This window comes from Nonomuraea sp. NPDC050227 (assembly GCF_044459705.1).
GTDB lineage: Bacteria > Actinomycetota > Actinomycetes > Streptosporangiales > Streptosporangiaceae > Nonomuraea.
Window position 1 is genome coordinate 420,596 of the sequence record NZ_JBITJF010000011.1, and the last position, 21,194, is coordinate 441,789.

General features: G+C 73.4%; 11 protein-coding genes and 1 pseudogene. 8 read left to right on the forward strand and 4 right to left on the reverse strand.

Translation table 11 applies throughout. The features are described from left to right. The first annotated feature begins 9 nt into the window (after positions 1 to 9). A complete protein-coding gene (locus tag ACIBK9_RS37685; RefSeq protein ID WP_397163518.1) occupies positions 10 to 1,152 on the forward strand; it encodes a DUF418 domain-containing protein in 1,143 nt (380 codons plus the stop codon). A gap of 32 nt (positions 1,153 to 1,184) precedes the next feature. Here ACIBK9_RS37685 and ACIBK9_RS37690 read toward each other — a convergent pair whose 3' ends face one another. From ACIBK9_RS37690 to ACIBK9_RS37705, 4 genes are read right to left on the reverse strand one after another with little or no spacing between them, the layout of a single operon-like run. Beyond that, complete coding sequence (locus ACIBK9_RS37690) at positions 1,185 to 1,784, reverse strand: response regulator (protein ID WP_397163520.1); 600 nt, start codon at positions 1,782 to 1,784, stop codon at positions 1,185 to 1,187. After that, positions 1,781 to 2,881 (reverse strand): sensor histidine kinase, encoded by a 1,101-nt coding sequence (locus tag ACIBK9_RS37695; RefSeq protein WP_397163522.1) that lies wholly within the window; start codon positions 2,879 to 2,881, stop codon positions 1,781 to 1,783. The genes ACIBK9_RS37690 and ACIBK9_RS37695 overlap by 4 nt, the downstream gene beginning before the upstream one ends. Further along, complete coding sequence (locus ACIBK9_RS37700; protein WP_397163523.1) at positions 2,878 to 3,996, reverse strand: sensor histidine kinase; 1,119 nt, start codon at positions 3,994 to 3,996, stop codon at positions 2,878 to 2,880. Before ACIBK9_RS37700 ends, ACIBK9_RS37695 begins: the two co-directional genes overlap by 4 nt. A 38-nt stretch (positions 3,997 to 4,034) precedes the next feature. Then, a complete protein-coding gene (locus ACIBK9_RS37705; RefSeq protein WP_397163525.1) occupies positions 4,035 to 5,033 on the reverse strand; it encodes a hypothetical protein in 999 nt (332 codons plus the stop codon). Between the two features lie 119 nt (positions 5,034 to 5,152). Between ACIBK9_RS37705 and ACIBK9_RS37710 the strand changes: the two genes are divergently transcribed. From ACIBK9_RS37710 to ACIBK9_RS37740, 7 genes and pseudogenes are all read left to right on the forward strand, one after another. Beyond that, entirely contained in the window at positions 5,153 to 6,067 is a 915-nt protein-coding gene (locus ACIBK9_RS37710) for an LLM class F420-dependent oxidoreductase (RefSeq protein WP_397163526.1), read from the forward strand. Between the two features lie 42 nt (positions 6,068 to 6,109). Next, the gene (locus ACIBK9_RS37715; RefSeq protein WP_397163528.1) at positions 6,110 to 7,642 is read left to right on the forward strand and encodes a 3' terminal RNA ribose 2'-O-methyltransferase Hen1; all 1,533 of its coding nucleotides are present in this window, start codon (positions 6,110 to 6,112) and stop codon (positions 7,640 to 7,642) included. Further along, entirely contained in the window at positions 7,626 to 10,085 is a 2,460-nt protein-coding gene (locus tag ACIBK9_RS37720; protein ID WP_397163530.1) for a polynucleotide kinase-phosphatase, read from the forward strand. The genes ACIBK9_RS37715 and ACIBK9_RS37720 overlap by 17 nt, the downstream gene beginning before the upstream one ends. A 25-nt stretch (positions 10,086 to 10,110) precedes the next feature. Continuing rightward, complete coding sequence (locus ACIBK9_RS37725; protein WP_352326762.1) at positions 10,111 to 10,236, forward strand: hypothetical protein; 126 nt, start codon at positions 10,111 to 10,113, stop codon at positions 10,234 to 10,236. An 85-nt stretch (positions 10,237 to 10,321) separates the two neighbouring features. Beyond that, complete coding sequence (locus ACIBK9_RS37730) at positions 10,322 to 11,722, forward strand: sugar porter family MFS transporter (protein WP_397163532.1); 1,401 nt, start codon at positions 10,322 to 10,324, stop codon at positions 11,720 to 11,722. A gap of 31 nt (positions 11,723 to 11,753) precedes the next feature. Further along, entirely contained in the window at positions 11,754 to 12,287 is a 534-nt protein-coding gene (mug, locus tag ACIBK9_RS37735; RefSeq protein WP_397163534.1) for a G/U mismatch-specific DNA glycosylase, read from the forward strand. 112 nt (positions 12,288 to 12,399) lie between these two features. Further along, positions 12,400 to 21,194, forward strand: a pseudogene (locus ACIBK9_RS37740) (hypothetical protein); the annotation flags it as partial.

The following is a 21,194-nucleotide window of genomic DNA, read 5'->3' on the forward strand; positions in this document are numbered from 1 at the left end:
CGTCGGGGCATGACGCAAACCACCCTCGCCGGACGCGTTCAGGAGATCGACGCCGTACGCGGGTTCGCGCTGGCGGGCATCCTGGTCGCGAACATCGGCTTCCTGGCCGACCCGGGGTACGCGCTGTCGGGCGCCATGCCCATCCCTGACGGGCCCGTGGCTCTGGCGATCACGGCGTTCGTGCTGACGAAGTTCTACATCATCTTCTCGTTCCTGTTCGGGTACTCCTTCACGCTGCAGATGCGGGCGGCCGAGCGGGCGGGGGCGAGCGTGCGGGCCAGGACGTTGCGCCGCTGCCTGGCGCTGTTCGTCATCGGGCTGGCCCACGGCCTGCTGCTGTGGATCGGCGACATCCTCACCCTGTACGCCGTGCTCGGCCTGGTGCTGCTGGCCCTGCGCGGGCTCAGACCGAGGACGGCCGTCATCGCCGGCTCCTCGATCATCGGCGTGCTGACCCTGTTCTGGCTGGCCCTCGCCTGGCTGTCCACCCTCGACCCGGCCGCCGGGCAGCCCGCCGCGGCCGACCCGGCGGCGGCCGCCCGCGTGCTGGCCCTGGCCACCGGCGGGCCGCTGGACTTCCTGACGATGCAGACCGAGCTCTACCCGCCGCTGGTGGCCATGATCTGGCTCTTCCAGGGGCCGACCGCGCTGGCCATGTTCCTGTTCGGGCTCGCGGCCGGCAAGTCCAGGCTGCTGGAGGGCCTCGGGCAGCGGCCCCGGCTGCTGGCCCGCGTCCAGTGGGCGGGCTTCGGCGCCGGCCTGCCCGGCGGCCTGCTGTACGCCTGGACGTCCGGCCGGACCGGCGCGGTCGAGCTGCTCGGCGGCGCGGTCAACACGCTCACCTCGATCCTGCTGGCCGCCACCTACGTCGCCACCCTGCTCCGGCTGATCGGCCGCTTCCCTGCGGCGGGCCGCGTCCTGGCCGCGCCGGGACGGGTGGCCGCCTCCAACTACGTCAGCCAGTCGCTGCTCATCGCCCTGGTCTTCACCGGGTACGGGCTCGCACTCGCGGGCAGGCTGTCACCGATCGCGGTGATGGGCGTCGCCCTGGTGATCTACACCGTGCTCGTGTGGGCGAGCGGACGCTGGCTGCGCACCCACCGCCACGGCCCGGTGGAGTACGTGCTGCGCCGGATCACCAACTGGCGCTGAGAGGGCCGGGGCTGAGGGGGGCGGCGCCGAGGTCAGAGCCAGCCCATGCGCTGGGCGGTGCGGATCGCCTCCAGCCGGTTCTGGGCGTTGAGCTTGGTCATGGCGCTGGACAGGTAGTTGCGCACCGTGCCCTCGGTGAGGTGCAGCTCGCCGGCGATCCTGGAGATCGTCGCCCCGTCGCCCGCCAGGCGCAGCGCGTCGCGCTCCCGTTCGGTCAGCGGGCTGTCGCCGGCGGCCATCGCGGCGGCGGCCAGCTCGGCGTCCAGGTAGCGGCCGCCGGCCATGACCTTGCGGATCGCCATGGCCAGTTCCTCGGCGGAGGCGTCCTTGCCCAGGAAGCCGCTCACGCCGGCGGCCATCGCCCTGCGCAGGTAGCCGGGGCGGCCCAGGCTGGTCAGGATGACGATCTTGCACTGGGCGCTGATCCGCTCGGCGGCGCTCAGGCCGTCCATGCCGGGCATCTCGATGTCCAGCACGGCCACGTCGGGGCGGTGTTCGGCGACCGCGGCCACGACCTCGTCGCCCCGGCCCACCTGGGCCACGACCTCGATGCCGTCCTCCAGGTCGAGCAGGGCGGCGATCGCGCCGCGGATCAGGTGCTCGTCGTCGGCGAGCAGCACGCGGGTGGTCATGCCGGCACCGCCGCGCGCAGCAGGTAGCCGCCGTCGGACGTCGGCTCGGCCCGCAGCACGCCGCCCGCCGCGCCGACCCGCTGGGCCAGGCCCGCCAGCCCGTTGGCCGCGTGCTCGCCCACCGGGCCGCTCACCCCGTCGTTGGACATCTCCAGGACCCCGTTCTCGATCGTGATCGTGCAGCGTTCGGCCTTGCTGTGCTTGAGCACGTTGGTGGCGCCCTCGCGGACGACGGTGGCGAGCAGGGTGCGCGCCTCCGGGGCCAGCGCCGTGGTGTCGGCCCGTACCGTGCAGCGGACCTCGGCCGCCTCCAGCACCGCCCGGACGCCGGCCAGCACCTCGTCCAGGTCGAGCGCCCGGTAGTTCTGCACCACGGCCCGCACCTCGCGCAGCGACCGCCTGGCCAGGTCGCGCACCTCGAACATGGCCCGCTCGGCGGCGGCCGGGTCGCCGGGCAGCGAGCCGGCGGCGCGGGCGGTCCTGGCCGAGACGTCGGCCAGGCTCTGCCCGAGCAGGTCGTTGAGGTCGCGGGCGAAGCGCAGCCGTTCCTCCGAGACCGCCAGCCTGGACCTGGCCTCCTGCCCTTCGTGCGCCTCCTTGGCCACCCGCCACAACCACAGGTTCGCCAGCACGCCGCCCACGCCGATCCCGGTGAACACGGCCAGCACCACGACCGCCGACAACATCTCCACGGGCAGGCCCATGGTCAGCGCGAGGACGACCACCAGGACGGCGATCCAGCCGACCGACAACGTGACGATCGTCCGGCGGCGGACGAAGGGGGCCAGCATCGCCAGCCACACCGGCACGGTGTACAGGATCGTGCCGGCCGCGAGGACCAGGGCGAGCACCCCGGAGACGGCCAGCAGCGCCGTCGGGCGGGGTCCGCCGCGTACGGCGATCCGGAACGGCCGCGTGGCCAGCGCCATGAACACCAGCAGCAGCACGCCGGCGGCCACGAACACCTGCCGGGGCAGGTCGACGTTCTGCCCGAGCAGGTACAGGTTGTAGAAGCCGGTCGCGGACACCAGCAGGATGATGTCGGTGGAGTAGACGATCAGCCAGCGGACCTTGTCCAGCCGGGTCGGCCGCCTCACGCGGGCACCGCCGCGCGCAGCAGGAACTCGCCGGTGGGCGTCGGGGCGGCCGAGAGCGAGCCGCCCGCCGTGGTCAGGCGCTCCGACAGGCCGCGCAGGCCGCTGCCCGGGGCCGCGGAGAGGTCTTTGACGCCGTCGTTGCGCATCTCCAGCACGCCGCCCTCGATCGTGATCGCGCAGGTGGTGGCCGAGCTGTGCTTGAGCACGTTCGTGCCGCCCTCGCGCACGACCCACGCCAGCAGCGCGCGCCCGGCGGGGGACAGGTCGCCGGCCCTGGTCTCGATCAGGCAGCGGGCGCCGGCCGCCTCCAGCGCCGACCGTACGCCGGCCAGCTCGGTGTCCAGGTCGAGCGTGTGGTAGCCGTCCACGGCCAGTTGCACCTCGGCCAGCGAGTCGCGGGCCAGTTCGCGCACCGCGTCCATCTCGGCCAGGGCCCTGGCCTGGTCCTTGGCCGACAACTTGGCCGCCAGCTCGCTCTTCAGCGTGATCACCGACAGGCTGCGGCCAAGCAGGTCGTGCAGGTCGCGGGCGAAGCGCAGGCGCTCCTCGGCGATGGCCAGGCGCGCCTTGGCCTCCTGGCCGTCGTTGGCGTCCCTGATCGTCCACCACAGCCAGCGCCACAGCAGCATGGCCGCGACCATGAGCGCGCAACTGGCCGCCTCGGGGATCAGCGTGCCGGCCCAGGACCGGTCGGTGATCAGCACGACGTACGCGCTGACCAGGACGGTCACGGCGGCGCCCAGGCAGGCCGTGGCCCACAGCGGCAGATAGAAGGCGACCACCGACACCCACAGGACGCCGGTCTCCAGCCAGGTGGCCGTGCTCGCCATCTCGTCGTGCGGCAGCAGCAGCACCGAGCCGGCCGCGCACGCCCCGGACACCAGCAGCTTCGCCGTGGGCCGCGGGCGGTCGTCGAAGGCGGCCCGCAGGACGGAGGGGAACAGCGTGAACTGGCCCGCCAGGCAGGCGATCGCGAGCAGCGCCTGCGGGACGCCCATCTGGCCGCGCGCGGCGTAGATGAGGACGAGGGTGACGAACACCAGGCCCAGGAGGATGACCATGGCGTCCATCCAGTGGATGAGGATCTTGCGCGCGCTCGCGGCACGGCTCGCCATCGTCGTCCTCACCCCCTGGATTCGGGGAAAATCCTATGTCAGGAGTGGGTCCTCCAGAGAATGCGGGATATTTCCGGTTTGGGGGGTGCGCCGCGCAGCGACAACCAGGCCAGCCCGTGCCGGACGGCGTACTCCGACAACTTGCGGGCCTCCGGCTCGTCCAGATCGCCGGGCCTGGCGAGCACCGGGGTCAGGGCGAGCCGCTCCCACACCTGCTCCTCGCCGGGCAGGCCGTAGGCCCGCGCGAGCTGCCCGGCCGCCGCCCGCACGGCCGATCCCAGCCTGCGCAGCCGCCCCTGCGGCCCGGTACGCGGCTCCATCTCGGCCAGCAGCTCGACGGCGTCCACCCGGACGCCCTCCCGCCGGGTCGCGCGCAGCGCCGCCAGGTCGGCCGCGTCCAGGCCGTCCGGTGTCAGGCGCAGGGTGAAGAAGACCCGCAGCGGCCGTTCCCCTTGGAGGGCGTGCAGCGCCCGCGCCCTCCGCAGCGCGGCGGCCGGGTCGGCGTCGCGGATCTCGAACCCCGCCGCGGCGGCCCCGAACGCGCCGACCGCCCTGCGGTAGGCGGTGGCCAGGCCGCCCGGCCTGGTGCACGTGACGGCCGGGTCGTCCCCGCCGGGCCCGCCGAACACCGGGAAGGCGTCGCCGCCCGCCGCCCTCAGCCGTCCGAGCCCCGCGGCCACCGGGTCGCCCGCCGGCCGCGGCGGCCCGGCCCACCGGACGAGGCAGCCGTCGTCGCCGGCGACGAGATGACCGAGCGCGTACCGGGCGACGCCGGTGGCGCGCGACTCGGCCGCCAGGTCGAAGCCCGGGTCGCGGGCGGTGTCGACGAACCCCACGAACGAACGCGGCGGCTGCCGGACCGCCGCCGGCCGCTCCGGCGGCGCGAAGCGGACGGGAGCGGCGCCGGACGGCGGCGCGGGCTCGGCGCCCGCGGGCAACATCCGGATCGCCAGGGCCGTGGCTCCGGCGAGCGCGAGCGCGGCGAGCACCGCCAGCGGGCGGGGGAGCGTGCCGGACTCTCTTGCTTTCCGCGACATATGCCACCCATCGTGATCGATCGGCTACTTTCAGCGGTTGCTGGTGAAGGTAGCAAGCGTTCGCCGGACGGCGCGGGGCTTTTCCGGTCGCCGTCCGATGTGGGCGGATAATGAGCCTCATGAAGCTGCGGATCTTCACCGAGCCCCAGCAGGGCGCCACCTATGACGACCTGCTCGCCGTCGCCCAGGCCGCGGAACGCCTGGGGTTCGACGCCTTCTTCCGGTCCGACCACTACCAGCGCATCGGCCCCGGCGACCCCGGCGCCGGCTCCACCGACGCCTGGGTGACGCTCGGCGCCCTGGCCAGGGAGACCTCCACGATCAGGCTCGGCACGCTGGTGACGCCGGCCACGTTCCGGCTGCCCGGCCCGCTGGCGATCAGCGTGGCCCAGGTCGACCAGATGAGCGGCGGCCGGGTCGAGCTGGGTTTCGGCACCGGCTGGTTCGACGGGGAGCACTCCGCGTACGGCATCCCGTTCCCGCCGCTCGGCGAGCGGTTCGGCCGGTTCGAGGAGCAGCTGGAGATCGTCACCGGTCTGTGGACGGCGAAGGACTCCTACTCCTTCGAGGGCCGCTACTACCGGCTGGTCGACTCGCCGGCGCTGCCCAAGCCGGTCCAGCGGCCCCGCCCGCCGGTGATCATCGGCGGCTTCGGCGCCAAGCGCACGCCCCGGCTGGCGGCCGCGTACGCCGACGAGTACAACGTGCCGTTCCGCACCCTGGCCGACACCGGGCAGGCGTTCACGCGGGTCCGGGAGGCGGCCGACGAGGCGGGCCGCGGCCTGATCCTGTCGGCGGCGCAGACCGTCGTCGTGGGCGCCGACCAGGCCGAGATCGAGCGGCGCGCCGCCGCCATCGGCCAGGACCCCGGCGCGCTGAGCGAGGGCGGCCTGTGCGGCACCCCCGACGAGGTGCTGGCCAAGCTGGGCGCCTTCGCCAAGCTCGGGGCCGAGCGCGTCTACCTCCAGGTCCTCGACCTGGCCGACCTGGAGCACCTGGAGCTCATCGCCGCCGAGGTCCTGCCGCACGTGTAATTCCGTTGGCGGTGCTTCGTCCGGCTACGGCACACTTGGCACGTGCTGCTGACGATCACGACCACCGCCACGCCGGCCACCGACCTGGGCTTCCTCCTGCACAAGCATCCTGAGCGCGTGCAGGAGTTCGGCCAATCGTTCGGCACGGCCACGGTGTTCTATCCGGAGGCGGGCGAGGAGCGCTGCACGGCGGCCCTCCTGCTGGAGGTCGACCCGATCGCGCTGGTCCGCTCGCGCGGCCGGAACTCGCCCGACTTCAGCCTGTCGCAGTACGTCAACGACCGCCCGTACGCGGCCTCCTCGCTGCTGGCCGTCGCGCTCGCCGACGTCTTCCGCACCGCGCGGGCGGGCCGCTGCAAGGCCCGCCCGGAGCTGCCGGGCACCCCGCTGCCGCTGGAGATCCAGGTGCCCGCGCTGCCCTGCCGAGGCGGCCCGGAGCTGGCCCGGCGGCTGTTCGAGCCGCTGGGGTGGGCGGTGGAGGCGCAGACGCTGCCGCTCGACGAGGGCTTCCCCGAATGGGGCGAGTCCCGGTACGTGCGGCTGACCCTGCGCGGCACCGTCCTGCTGGCCGACGCGCTCAACCACCTCTACGTGCTGCTCCCCGTGCTCGACGACGGCAAGCACTACTGGATGGCCTCCGACGAGATCGACAAGCTGGTCAGGGCGGGGGTGGGCTGGCTCGGCGGTCATCCGGAGCGCGGCCTGATCGCCCGGCGCTACTTCGGGCGGCGCTGGGCGCTGGCCCGCACCGCGCTGACCAGGCTGGCCGAGCTGGGCGACGAGACCGAGGAGCAGCTGGAGCCGGCGCTCGCCGAGGAGGCCCCCGCCGGGGAGACCGCGGCCGACGAGGCCGCCTTCGCCGAAGCCGTCGCCGGAGCCGGTGCCGATGGCGAAGGCGCTGCGGAAGGCGGCGTCCAGGGCGACGTCACCGAAGGCGGGGGTGAGGAGGCGGGCGCGGCGCGGAAGGCGCGGCCGCTCAACACGCTGCGGCGCGAGGCCGTGCTGCGCAGGCTCGAAGAGCTCGGCGCGACGAGCGTGATCGACCTGGGCTGCGGGCAGGGCGAGCTGGTCGCCGCGCTGCTGGCCAGGCCCAGGTTCGCGCGCGTCGCCGGCATGGACGTCTCCTCCCTGGCGCTCACCATCGCCGCCCGCAAGCTGCGCCTGGACCGCATGCCCGACAGCAAGCGGGCCCGGCTCACCCTGTTCCAGGGCGCGCTCACCTACACCGACAAGCGCCTGGCGGGCTACGACGCCGCCGTGCTCATGGAGGTCGTCGAGCACGTCGACCCGCCGCGCCTGGCCGCGCTCGAACGCGTCGTGTTCGGCCGCGCCCGCCCGCGCCATGTGCTCGTCACCACCCCCAACATCGAGCACAACGTGCGCTACGAGTTCCTGACCGGCCTGCGCCACCCCGACCACCGCTTCGAGTGGACGCGGGCCGAGTTCGCCGCCTGGGCCGCCCGGGTGGCCGCCCAGTACGGCTACCACGTCGCCGTCGAACCCGTCGGCGAGGACGACCCCGAGGTCGGCCCGCCCACCCAGATGGGAGTCTTCACCCGTGATCAGCGTTCCTGAGCTGTCCCTCGTGGTGCTCGTCGGCGTCTCCGGCAGCGGCAAGTCCACCTTCGCGCGCCGGCACTTCAAGCCCACGCAGGTCATCTCCTCCGACTTCTGCCGCGGCCTGGTGTCCGACGACGAGAACGACCAGGCCGCCACGCCGGCGGCGTTCGACCTGCTGCACCACATCGTCGGCGTGCGCCTGGCCAGGGGGCTGTTCACCGTCGTGGACGCCACCAACGTCCAGTACCCCGCCCGAAAGAGCCTCATCGAGCTGGCCAGGAAGCACGACGTGCTGGCCGACGCCATCGTGCTGGACACGCCCGAGGAGGTGGCGATCGAGCGCAACGCCGCGCGTCCGGACCGCGACTTCGGCCCCGGCGTGGTGATCCGCCAGCGCAAGGAGCTGCGCCGCTCGCTGTCCAAGATCTCCGCCGACGGCTTCCGGCGGGTGCACGTGCTGCGCGGCCTGGAGGAGATCGACAACGCCGAGATCACCTACGAGAAGGCGTGGTCGGACCGGACCGAGCTGACCGGCCCGTTCGACATCATCGGCGACGTGCACGGCTGCCGCTCGGAGCTGGAGACGCTGCTGGCCAAGCTCGGCTGGCAGGGCCTGACCCACCCCGAGGGCCGCACCGCCGTGTTCGTCGGCGACCTGGTCGACCGCGGGCCCGACACGCCGGGCGTGCTGCGCCTGGTCATGGACATGGTCGAGGCGGGCACCGCGATCTGCGTGGCCGGCAACCACGAGCAGAAGCTCGTGCGGGCGATGAACGGCCGCAAGGTCACCGTCGCCCACGGCCTGCGCGAGTCGCTGGACCAGCTCGCCGCCGGGCCCCCCGAGTTCGCCGAGCGGGCTCGCACGTTCATGGACGGCCTGCTCAGCCACTACCGCCTGGACGGCGGCCGGCTCGTCGTCGCGCACGCCGGGCTGAAGGAGTCCTACCACGGCCGCGCCTCCAAGCGCGTGCGCGCCTTCGCCCTGTACGGCGACACCACCGGCGAGACCGACGAGTACGGCCTGCCGGTCCGCTACCCGTGGGCCGACGAGTACCGGGGCCGGGCCATGGTCGTCTACGGCCACACGCCCACGGTCACCCCCGAGTGGATCAACAACACGATCTGCCTGGACACCGGCTGCGTCTTCGGCGGCCATCTGACCGCGCTGCGCTACCCCGAGCGCGAGATCGTCCAGGTGCCGGCCGAGCAGGTCTGGTACGAGCCGGCCAAGCCGCTCGGCGACCCCGCCCGCGAGCCGGGCATGCTCGACGTCGGCGACGTGATCGGCACCCGGCACGTGGAGACCCGCTTCGGCGGCCGGGTCAAGGTGCTGGAGCAGAACGCGGCCGCCGCGCTGGAGGTCATGAGCCGGTTCGCGGTCGACCCGAGCTGGCTGGTCTACCTGCCGCCGACGATGGCGCCGCCGGAGACGTCCAGGCTCGACGGCTACCTGGAGCACCCGCACGAGGCGTTCGAGGAGTTCGCCGCGGCGGGGGTGAGCGAGGTCGTGTGCGAGGAGAAGCACATGGGCTCGCGGGCCGTCGCCGTGCTGGCCAGGACGCCCGAGGTCGCCGCGGCCCGGTTCGGCGTGGCCGACGGCAGCACCGGCGCGGTCTACACGCGTACCGGGCGGCCGTTCTTCCGGGACATGACGCCGCTGGTCGAGGCGGTGCGCGCGGCCTGCGAGCCGCTGTGGGAGGAGCTGGGCTCCGACTGGGTGGTGCTCGACTGCGAGCTGCTGCCCTGGTCGGCCAAGGCGGGCGAGCTGATCAGGTCGCAGTACGCCTCCGTCGGCGCCGCCGCGCGGGCCGCGCTGCCGGAGGCCGTCACGGCTCTGGAAGCGGCGGCCGGACGCGGGCTGGATGTGGGTGGGTTGTTGACCCGCACCCGACGCCGCTTCGACAACGCTGCCCTGTTCCGCGACGCCTATGCGCGCTACTGCTGGCCGGTGGACGGTCTCGACGGGATCAGGCTGGCGCCGTTCCAGATCCTGGCCTGCGAGGGACGGGCCACTGCGCTGGAGCCGCACGCCTGGCACCTGTCCACGCTGGCGCTGCTCGACTCGCCGCTGATCGCGCCGACCAGGAACGTGACGGTCACGCTCGACTCGCCGGAGTCCAGGGCCGCGGCCACCGCGTGGTGGGAGGCGCTGACCGCCGCCGGGGGAGAGGGCATGGTGGTCAAGCCGGCCACGTACGTGCCCGGCCGGGTGCAGCCCGGCGTGAAGGTGCGCGGCCGGGAGTACCTGCGGATCATCTACGGGCCCGACTACACCGAGTCCCTCGACGTGCTGCGCCGCCGTTTCCTCGGCAAGAAGCGCTCGCTCGCGCTGCGCGAGTACGCCCTCGGCCTGGAGGCGCTGTCGCGCCTGGCGGACGGCGAGGCGGGCTGGCGGGTGCACGAGCCGGTCTTCGCGGTGCTCGCCCTGGAGTCCGAGCCGGTGGACCCGCGCCTGTGACCCCGTCTCTCCGAAGGAGCCTGTGATGACCGCCGACCGTCACCGTCCCGGCTACGTCCGGCGCGCTCTCGGGCGCGCGCTGCTGCGGTACGCCGTGGCGGTGGTGGTGGCGGTCGTCGTGATCGCGGTCTTCTGGCTGACCCGGGCCTGACGTCCGGTTTGTGGCAAGGTTGGGTAAGCGTCGCGCTACACAGGTGATCTCCGGGTAGGTCCCCGATCACGGGGAAGGGACCTGTATGGCAACTCGGTACACCCATCAGGAGCATCTGGGCCACGTCGTCTTCATCACCGCGGCGGCGGCCATCGGCGGGTTCCTGTTCGGATACGACAGCTCGGTCATCAACGGCGCGGTCACCGGCATCCAGCGGCACTTCGACGTGGGAGCGGTCCAGATCGGCTTCGTCGTGGCCATCGCGCTGCTCGGGTCCGCGCTCGGGGCCTGGATCGGCGGCGGGCTGGCCGACCGGTGGGGGCGTACCCGGTCGATGCAGGTGGCCGCCGGTCTGTTCACCGTCAGCTCGATCGGGCAGATGTTGCCGTTCGCCATCTGGGACCTGGGGTTGTGGCGGGTCATCGCGGGCTTCGCGATCGGCATGGCCTCGGTGCTCGGGCCGGCCTACATCGCCGAGGTGGCGCCGCCCGCCTACCGGGGGCGGCTGGGCTCGTTCCAGCAGCTCGCCATCGTGCTCGGCATCGCGGTCTCGCAGCTCGTCAACTACCTGATCGCCGAGCTGGCCGGCGGCGACGTCAACAACCACCTGTGGGGGCTCCAGGCATGGCAGTGGATGCTGGGGGCCTGCGCCGTCCCAGCCCTGCTCTACCTGCTGTTCGCCTCCACCATCCCCGAGTCGCCGCGCTACCTGATCATGTCGGGACGGTCGCGGAAGGCCCGCGAGGTGCTGGCCGAGGTCGAGGGCGAGGACGTGGACCTCGACGCCCGGATCGCCGAGATCCAGCGCGTGCTGCGGACCGAACGCGTGCCGGGGGTGAAGGACCTGCGCGGCAGCGCGCTCGGTCTGCTGCCGATCGTCTGGGTCGGCGTCATCCTGTCGGCGTTCCAGCAGCTGGTCGGCATCAACGTGATCTTCTACTACTCGTCGGTGTTGTGGCAGTCGGTGGGCATCAACCAGAGCAACTCGCTGCTGATCAGCTTCTCCAGCTCGATCATCAACATCATCGGCACGTTCATCGCGATCGCGCTGGTCGACCGGATCGGGCGCAAGCCGCTGCTGCTCGTCGGCTCGGCCGGCATGGCGATCGCGCTGGGCACCGCGGCCTGGGCGTTCAGCGCGTCGCGGGAGGTCGGCGGCGTGGTCTCGCTGCCCAGCCCGCAGGGGCCGATCGCGCTCGTCGCGGCCAGCGTGTTCGTGCTGTTCTTCGCCCTGTCGTGGGGCGTGGTGGTCTGGGTGCTGCTCGGCGAGATGTTCCCCAACCGCATCCGCGCCGCCGCGCTCGGCGTCGCCGCCGCCGCGCAGTGGATCGCCAACTGGCTGATCACCGTCTCGTTCCCGGCGCTGTCGGAGTGGAACCTGCCGCTCACCTACGCCATGTACGCCCTGTTCGCCGCGCTGTCCTTCTTCTTCGTCAGCAAATGGGTCAAGGAGACCAAGGGCCGCAAGCTGGAAGACATGGGCTGACCACGCCGCGGAGTGGGCTAACCTCCGGCACGTGCTTGTCGACGTGCTCGGTCCCGGCCTGAACGTGCTCTTCTGCGGCATCAACCCCGGCCTGATGTCGGAGGCCACCGGCCACCACTTCGCCCGGCCGGGCAACAGGTTCTGGCCCGCGCTGCACCTGTCCGGCTTCACGCCGCGCCTGCTGGCCCCGGCCGAGCAGCACCTGCTCCACTCGTACGGGCTGGGCATCACGAACATCGTCCCCCGGGCCAGCGCCAAGGCGGCGGAGCTGACCAGGGACGAGCTGGTGGCGGGCGGCCGGCAGCTGGCGGAGAAGGTGGCCGGGCTGGGGCCGCGGGTGCTGGCCGTGCTCGGCATCTCGGCGTACCGGACGGCCTTCGCGCGGCCCAAGGCGGTCATCGGCCCCCAGCCCGAGCAGGTCGGCGGCGCCCGCGTGTGGGTGCTGCCGAACCCGAGCGGGCTCAACGCCCACTGGACCGTCGCCACGATCGCCGGGGAGATGGGCCGCCTGCGCGCCTCGCTGCGCCCGGGCCCGGAACCGACGGTCTCTGACCTGCGCTTGTAGACGGATCCAAGTCACGCACAAGCCTTGATCGCTAGATACGTACCCGGTTCGTTGTGTCTTCGCACTGGGGGGTCTGGTGGCAAGCCGGCGATTGTCGCGCGTGGTCTGCGCATTGGCGTTGTTAACGGGTCTGGTCGCGGCCGTGCCGCCACCGGCCGTCGCGTCCGCGGCACCGGACGCCGAGACCGCGGCGCTGCTGTCCGCGATCGAACGGTTCACGGCCGCGGGCGGCGGCCTGGCCACGCTCGGCCCGATGGGCGAGCAGCTGCCGTTCGTCGGCCTGGTGCCCGGCGGCGAGGACGCCCTGGGCCTGGCCGACCTGTTCCAGGTGGCCGTCCACGACAAGCTCAAGGGCCTCACCACCCTGGACGACCTCCAGGACGAGTACGAGCTGTCCGGCCCCCGCGCAGGAAAGCTCCTGGCCAAGGCGAGCACGCAGAACGGGATCAGGCGGCTCGACCTGACCCTGGAGGTCACCAGGACGGCGGCCGGCCGCCCGATTTCCGTCAGCAGCGCCCAGCCCAAGGTCTCGCTGACCACCTCGGGCGGCGTGGACGTCACGCTGAAGCTCACGGCCAAGCTGCCCTTCGCCTACGACCCGGCCACCAAGTCCGCCTGGCTGGCCAAGGACGCCGGCATGACCGTGCGGGCCGAAGGCAGACTCGCCGCCGGGGCCAGGCCCACCGCCGCCTTCGGCATCCTCGGCGTCGACCTCTCGGCGGCCTCGACGCTCTCCGTCGACGCCGAGTTCGCCGCCACCGCCGCCGACCCGGACGGCAACGGCAGGCTGGACACCTCGGAACTGGGCTCGGAGAGCCTGTTCAGGTTCGCCCGCAAGGGCTCGGCCGCCGCCAAGCTGCAGGTCACCGCGCAGCCGTTCGCCGGCGCCCAGGTCGAGGGGGCCGCCGCGACCATCGACGCGAGCTGGCCCGACCTCGCCACCGGCGGGCCCGCCGTCAGCGTGACCCAGGCCGACCTGGACCGGCTCGGCCGCTTCCAGACGCTCACGCCCAAGGACCTGCTCGACGGCCTGACCCACCTGGCCAACGCCGTCACCGCCGCCCAGCGCGCCCGCTGGGACGGGCAGGGCGACCTCGACCTGCCGTTCATGCGCGGCTCGCTGGCCGACGCCGTGCAGGTGTCGGAGGCGATCCACGCCTTCGCCGCCGCCAGCGTGGACCGCAACACCGGCCGGCCCACCTTCACCTCGATCCAGGACCTGTTCGCCGCGCTGGGCAAGGCCCGCGGCCTGCCCGGAGGCGCGATCATCAAGGTCGCCGACGCCGGGTACGACGACGCCGCCAAGAAGATCGCCTTCACCCTCGTCGTGGACCGGACCGTCAACCCGGCCCCCGAGCCGCTCAACCCCGCCGGCCAGACCGTCAGCGGGACGGGCGCGGGCGTCACGTACGCGGCCAAGACGCTGCGGCACGCCGGGCAGAAGTGGACGCCGGGGCAGTTCGCCGGGCGCACGGTCACCGCCGGAGCGTCGAGCGGCATCGTGGCCGACAACACCGCCGACACCGTCACCCTCGCCGAGGAGGGCTGGCGCGGGGGCGTGCCCGCCGCGGGCGCGCCGTACCGGATCTCTGCGAACGACCCCATGATCGGGCAGATCGCCTTCGGGGACACGTTCAAGGCCGCCGCCGGGCTCGACCGCGCCAACGCCACCGCCGCCGTGGCGGGCGTCATGCGCGGCTACCACGCCTCGGCCACGGTCGTGCTCGACCTGAGCGACCCGGTGACCGGCCAGGGATGCGCGCAGCGGCCGGACGGGCAGCAGAAGGCGTGCCCGTACAAGCACGTCAACGGCGACGGCAGCGCCACCGTGGTGAACGAGCTGCCCAGGGCCGCTGACCGGATCATGTTGCGGACCGGCCGCGACCTGTTCGGCGCCCGCGTGTCGGTGCTCTCCTCGGTCAACGTCAACGCCGTCGCCGGCTACCTGGGCGTCCAGCTCACCGGCGACCTCACCATGGGCAGCAGGAACGGCGGCGACCTGGTCAAGGTCGGCCTCAAGGACCTCGGCGACGTGCCGCTGACCAGGCTGTTCGAGCGGCTGGCGAGCAAGCCGGGCGACGTCCTGACCTCCCAGGTGGACGCGGTGGCCAAGGCGCGGCTCACGCTGGGCGTGCCGGGTCTGGCCGACTTCTTCGGCGGCAGGGTCTCCGGCGAGGTGGAGATGCCGGACCTCGGCAAGCCCGCCACCGTCAGCTTCCGCGGCTTCGACCAGATCGGCCGGGTCAAGGACTTCGCCTTCGACCCCGACAACCCCCAGGCGCTGTTCGGCGCGCTGATCAAGTCCCTGGGCGCGGTGGCCACCTACCTCGACGGCGTCAAGGGCACCGGGCCGGTCAACGAGGCGATGACGGCGAAGCTGCCGCTGCTCGGCCGCTCGCTGTCCGACCTGGTGGCCGCGGAGGAGACGGGCTCGGGCCCCGGCGTCGTCTACGGCGACGGCGCCTGCGGCAACGAGAACGCCTACGTCACCGACCCTTCGCGCACGTTCACCCAGGCGCACGTCGGCCGCCGCGTCGCCGTCGGCACCCGGGTGCTGACCGTCGCGACCGCGTGCGGCGAGCACACGTTGTCCTTCGCCGAGAAGTTCGGCCAGGCCGTGCCCGAGGCGGGCGCCGCCTACGCGCTGCGCTCGCCGCTGCGGGACGCGATCGACCGCCTGACCGCCGCGCCGCCGGACACCGTCCAGGCGCTGGTGGCCGAGCTGAACAAGGCGCTGGGCGGCCAGGTGCGCATCGGCTACGAGGACGGCGCCCTGCGGCTGTCGCTGGCCTACGACAAGAAGGCGGCCGTGCAGGAGCCGCTGCGCTTCGCCTTCGGGGACAGCAGCCTGGTCGCCGCCAAGGGCTCGGCCACGCTGGACGCCGCCGTCGAGGGCGAGGTGCGCCTCGGCCTGCGCGTGGCGCTCAAGCGCGGCTTCGACCCGGCCCGCGACCTGCTCATCGAGACCGACTCCGGCCTCGACCTCCAGGCGAAGGCGCAGCTCGACGGCACGGTCCAGGCCGACGTCGGCCCGCTGCCGCTGGCGATCGGCAAGGAGGGCGACGACCCGCTGCAGGCCAGGCTCGGATACGGCGTGAGCCTGCGCTACGGCGGCGAGTCCCAGGACGCGGTGCCCCCCGCCGCGTTCTTCTCCGGGCTCGACCTGGCGCTGAACGAGACGAGCGAGCCGGTCGCCTGCGACCGCGACCCGCACCGCGACGACACCGACCTGGCGCTGTGCGCCGTCCTGCCCGCCTACCTCAACGGCGCGCCGCTCACCGCGGACGGCAGGCACGCGCTCGTGCTGCGGCTGCCCAGGGCCGCCCCGCTGGCCGAGATGTTCGACCTCACCAAGAAGCTGCCCGGCGACGTGAACCGGCTGGAGCTGCCCTCCTTCGACTTCTCCACCCTGCCTCCGGGCCTGGAGCTGGACTGGACCAACCTGGGCGACGGCATCGACCGCTACCTCACCGCCCTGGAGACCGGCATGCGCATGGCCTCCGGCAAGGGCAGGTTGCCCATGGTCGGCGCCGACCTCCAGCAGGGGGCCGACTTCGTCGGCGCCAAGCGTCAGGAGATCAAGGCCGCCCTCGCCAAGCTGCCGAACGGCGGCAAGGTGCCCACCGGCGGCGACCTGCGCAAGTGGTACAACGACGAGCTCGCGCCCAAGGTCGGGCCGGGCGTGCAGCCGGTGATCACCTGCGTGCAGGCGCCCGTCCCCGACCCCGCCAAGCCCGAGGCGTGCGACGCGGCCAAGGGCGCCGAGCTGACCGGCATCGCGTTCAAGGTCAGCGTCGGCAAGGGCGACGTCGATCCGGAACAGGGCTGCGTCAAGGACTGCCTGGGCGTGGAGCGGCCGCTCGACGTCGGCGTCCCCGGCCTCGCGCTGAAGCAGGGCAAGGGCAAGGGCGTACGGGCCGAGCTCGGCTGGCACGCCGAGGTCATGGTGGGCCTGGACCGGACCAGCGGCTTCTACGTCGACGCCGGCGAGGCCAACCGGCCGCGGGCGACCGTCGGCGTGAACGTCTCGCTGCCCGAGGAGATCAACGCCCGGCTGGCGATCCTCGACGTCACGCTCAAGAACCGCGAGCAGAACGCCCCCGACCTGTTCGCGGGCGCCTTCACCATCGGCTTCAAGCCGGTCGGCCGGATCGGCCTGGACCAGCTCGCCGACGCCGGCGCCCTGGTGGAGACGTCGCTGAACGCCAAGGTCGCGGTGGACTGGCGCTTCAAGGTGACGGCCGGCTCGGCCATGTTCCCCGGCCTGTACGGCGACTTCGACCTGGACTGGGACCTCACCAAGGGCGGCTCGCCTGACCCGGCGAACCTGAACATCGCCTTCAACAACGTGAACCTGGAGGCCGGCGACTTCTTCCGGAGCGTCCTCGGGCCGGTGGTGACCCAGGTCAAGAAGGTCACGGACCCGGTCAAACCGGTGATCGACCAGCTTTATGCGCCCATCCCCGTGCTGTCGGACCTGAGCAGGGCCGCGGGCGGCGGCGAGGTGAACCTGATGACGATCGCCAAGAAGTACAACACGGTCGCCGGCGGCGGCACGACGAAGTTCATCGAGCGGATGATCGAGGTCGGCAGGCTGGTGACGTCGCTGCCCGACTGCCAGGGAGAGCTGCACATCCCGATCGGCAGCTTCACCGTGGCCGGTGACCGCGCGCTGGACACCGAGAACTCGCCCGACGTCGCCGACTCGCTGATCAAGGACGTGGCGCCCGCCACGGACGACCTGTTCGCCGCGCTCGACCAGGGCGCCAGGTCGTGCGGGAAGGCCAAGGCCGCCGCCGCCGACGCGCAGGGGCCGATGGAGCACTCCGCGAAGGCGGGCTTCAGCTTCCCCGTGCTGCAGAACGCCGGACGGTCGATCTTCAGCCTGCTGATGGGCAAGGACGTGGAGCTGGTCGCGTTCGACTCCGGGCCGCTGCGCCTCGGCTTCTCCTACAGCCAGTCCTTCGGCCCGGTCTGGTCGCCGCCGCCGATCATGGTGGTCATCTCCGGCACCGCCGGGGTCGAGGCCCAGATCAGGGCGGGCTTCGACACGTACGGCATCCGCAAGGCGATCGAGCAGGGCAAGGTCGACCTCCAGGTCCTCGACAGCCTCTACCTGAAGACCACCGACGACCAGGGCCGACCACTGCCGGCGATCTCCCTGACCGGGCGGCTGGAGGCGGGCGCGGCGGTCGACGTGGTGCTGGTCAAGGCGGGCGTGAGCGGCGGCATCTTCCTCACCGTCGCCATGAACTGGCTCGATCCCACCAACGACGGCAAGTTCCGGTTCTTCGAGTTCGCCGACGTCCTGCTGCGCAACCCGCTGTGCCTGTTCTCGCTGGACGGCGAGCTGAAGGTCTACCTGAAGGCATGGGTCGAGGTGGGCATCTCGATCTTCAAGAAGCGGTTCGACTGGACCATCGTCGAGGCCAAACTGCTCGACTTCTCCGTCCGGCCCAAGTGCGACGAGGACCCGCCGAAGCTCGCGACCGAGGCGGGCGACGCCCTGGTGCTGCACGTCGGCGGGATGCGCAAGGCCAGGGGCGGCAGCACCGCCAAGCCGGGCGACGACGCCGAGCAGTGGACCGTCAGCCAGCTCCCCGGCGACGAGGGCTTCGTGGTCAGCGCGCTGGGCGTGCGCGAGGAGCACCGCGCGTCCGGCCTGACCCGGGTGCTGGCCGACGGCCGGGGCGCGAAGGGCGCGCTGCGGCTGGTCTTCCAGGGGTACGGCGACGACACCGCCGGAGCTCACCCGTTCGACCGGACGGTGGTGGCGTTCGGCGGCGACGGCGACGACCTGATCCTGGCCGGCGCCGGCCGCAACGTGATCGACGGCGGCAAGGGCGACGACCAGATCACCAGCGGCGACCAGTACGACGGGCCCGCCGCGATCGTGGCCGGCGGCCCCGGCGACGACTACGTCACCATGGGCGGCGCGGGCGGCTGGGTGGCCGGTGATGGCCGCCTGACCCCCGCCACCCGCAAGGTCGGCGACGTCCACGTGGCCGACTGGACCGGCGACGACCTGCCCGGCGCGCCGGACGACGGCCCGGCCGACGGCGGCGACCGCATCGCGGCCGGGCTCGGCGAGAACCGGCTGTACGGCAACGGCGGGAACGACACCATCGCCGTCGCCTCCGACAGTCCGCTGGCCGCTACCGACCCCTCGCCGCGGTTCCGCGCGCAGCCGAGCCTGCTGGTCGGCGGCCCCGGCGCCGACACCCTGACCGGCGGCTCGGCGGCCGACGAGATCTACACCGGGCCGCGCGCGGAGATCGGCCGCGACGAGGCGGGACCCGCCGACTCCGGGCCGAACTACGTCGACACCGGCGCGGGCGCCGACAAGGTGTACGGCGGCCAGGCCGTCGACCTGGTCGCCGGCCACTCGGCCCCCGGCGAGGCCGTGCGGATCATCGGCGGTGGCGGGGACGACGTCCTCGCGGGCGGCCACGGCAAGGACGACATCTCCGGCGGTCCCGGCGACGACTGGGTGATCGCCGAGCCGTCCGACGTCGGCGAGGCCCAGGGCCGCGACGACTTCGGTCCGGCCCGGCTGGTGCGTCACCTGCCGCTGCCGGCGGGCGTCCAGCCCTCGGCCAAGGAGCTGTCCGGCGGCGACGGGAACGACCACGTCATCGGCGGCGACGGAGGCGCGACCGTCTTCGGCGACCGCCGGCGGGACGAGCCGTGCGAGGAGCACGACGGCGACGCCCACGGCCGGGACCTGATCATCGGCGGCGCGGGCAAGGAGACCGTGTCGGCCGGCGGCGGCGCCGACCGGGTCGAGGCCGGCGGCGGCCAGGACGTGGTCTGCGGCGAACGCGGCGACGACCGCCTGGCCGGCGGCTCGGGCGACGACCGGGTCTCGGGCGGCTCCGGTGACGACACGGCGCTCGGCGACGACGGCGCCGACGAGGTGACCGGCGGCTCCGGCGACGACACCCTGTACGGCGGCGCGCACGACGACACCGTCGTGGGCGAGTCCGGGCAGGACCGCGCGTTCGGCGGCGACGGTGACGACCTGGTCATCGGCGGCGCCCGCACGGCGGGCAAGGACGACAAGGGCGACTTCCTGTACGGCGACGCCGGGGCGGACCGGCTGATCGGCGACAACGGCGACGCCGGTGGCCCGTTCGACCTCGACGGCACCCCGGAGGAGGCCGGCGGCCCGGACGTGATCCACGGCGGCGACGGCGCCGACCGGGCTCACGGCGGGATCGGCGCCGACGAGGTGCACGGCGACGCGGGCGACGACCACCTGGAGGGCGGCGTCGGCGGCGACGAGGTGTACGGCGAGGCGGGGGAGGACGAGCTGGTGGGCGGCGCTTCGGGCGCGTACCCGGACGGTGGTGACACACTGCTGGGCGGCGAAGGCCCGGACGTGATCGCCGCCGACAACGCCACCCTGACCACCACCGCCACCCCGTCCGGCACCCCATCGGCCACCCCGTCGGAGAGCTCGTCGCCCGCGGGAGGCCCGTCACCGACCGGAGGCCCGTCTGGGACTGCTAGCCCGTCTGCGACTGCTAGCCCGTCTGCGGCGGGGAGCCCTTCGGGGACGCCGTCCGCCGCGGCGACGCCGTCCGGTGAGCCGGTGTCCGGTGCGGAGGCGGCCGACCCGGCGAGCTCGGTCGCCGTGCGGCCGGGCCAGGCGGCCGTGCACCAGGTGAAGCTGCTCGCGGGCGGCTTCGGCCCGGACGTGGCCGACGGCGGCGCGGGCAACGACGCGATCTTCGGCCAGGGCGGCCCCGACCGGCTACGCGGCCAGGAGGGCGACGACTACGCCGAGGGCGGCGCGGGCGTGGACTGGGTCGAGGGCGACCAGGGCGACGACGACCTGGTCGGCGGCACCCACACCGCCGCCGACGACGCCGCCGACGCGCTCTACGGCGGCCCCGGCGACGATGTCGTGGCCGGCGACAACGCCGTGGTGACGCTGACGGGCACCCCGGCCAGGGCCACCGTCCGCATCGGCTCGGCCGGCACCCCGATGACCCCACGCGCCGTCACCCTCCTGGCCGACGGCCCAGGCGAAGGCTCAGGCTCTGGTGGCGGGGCCGGGGCGGATCGGGTGTCCGGTGGGGGTGGGGTGGACGTCCTGTGGGGGCAGGGCGGCGACGACCAGATGTCCGGCGGCGGCCAGGGCGACCACGCCGAGGGCGGCGACGGCGCGGACCAGATCCGCGGCGACCTGCCGCTGACGGCCGAGTCGACCCGCACCACCACGCGACCGCTGGCCGACCCCGGCTGGAGAGGCGACGCCAGTGGCCGAGCCGACCTGGAGGGCGACGACACCCCCGGTCAGGACGACTTGATCGGCGGCTCGGCCAAGCAGGCCGCCGCCGACGAGGCCGACGCGATCGAGGGCAACGGCGGCGCCGACGTCCTGCTCGGTGACAACGGCTCGCTCGTCCGCACCGTGACGGGCAACGCCGAGAAGGTCTACACCGAGCGCTACCCGGCGGGCCAGGCGCCCGCGGACGCCACCCGCGTACGCAGCCACGACCCGGCCCTGCCGGGCGACTCGACCAGGTTCTGCACCCAGGCCCAGGCCACCTGCGAGCCGGCCGGCTCCTACGGCGCCGACCACCTGTACGGCGACGACGGCGACGACGCGCTGTGGGGCCAGGACGGCGACGACACCCTCCACGGCGGCCAGGGCGACGACGACCTGTTCGGCGAGCTGGGCGACGACGACCTGTCCGGCGGCGCGGGCGAGGACGCCATGCTCGGCGACCGGGGCGGCGTGCTGAACGAGCGCATCGACGCCTCCGACGCCCAGCGGCTCGGCTTCACCGTCAGCCTCAACGCGCCGCCGAAGGAGACCTACAAGGGCTTCCAGCCCGGCACCTACGACCGCCGCACCGACCTGCTGCACGACACCGACGGCGAGGCGTGGGTGAGCGC

Excerpts from the sequence above, each read along its gene's own strand:
- ACIBK9_RS37685 (WP_397163518.1), top strand. The coding sequence starts at position 10 with ATGACGCAAACCACCCTCGCCGGACGCGTTCAGGAGATCGACGCCGTA.
- ACIBK9_RS37690 (WP_397163520.1), bottom strand. The coding sequence starts at position 1,784 with ATGACCACCCGCGTGCTGCTCGCCGACGACGAGCACCTGATCCGCGGC.
- ACIBK9_RS37700 (WP_397163523.1), bottom strand. The coding sequence starts at position 3,996 with ATGGCGAGCCGTGCCGCGAGCGCGCGCAAGATCCTCATCCACTGGATG.
- ACIBK9_RS37705 (WP_397163525.1), bottom strand. The coding sequence starts at position 5,033 with ATGTCGCGGAAAGCAAGAGAGTCCGGCACGCTCCCCCGCCCGCTGGCG.
- ACIBK9_RS37710 (WP_397163526.1), top strand. The coding sequence starts at position 5,153 with ATGAAGCTGCGGATCTTCACCGAGCCCCAGCAGGGCGCCACCTATGAC.
- ACIBK9_RS37725 (WP_352326762.1), top strand. The coding sequence starts at position 10,111 with ATGACCGCCGACCGTCACCGTCCCGGCTACGTCCGGCGCGCTCTCGGG.
- ACIBK9_RS37730 (WP_397163532.1), top strand. The coding sequence starts at position 10,322 with ATGGCAACTCGGTACACCCATCAGGAGCATCTGGGCCACGTCGTCTTC.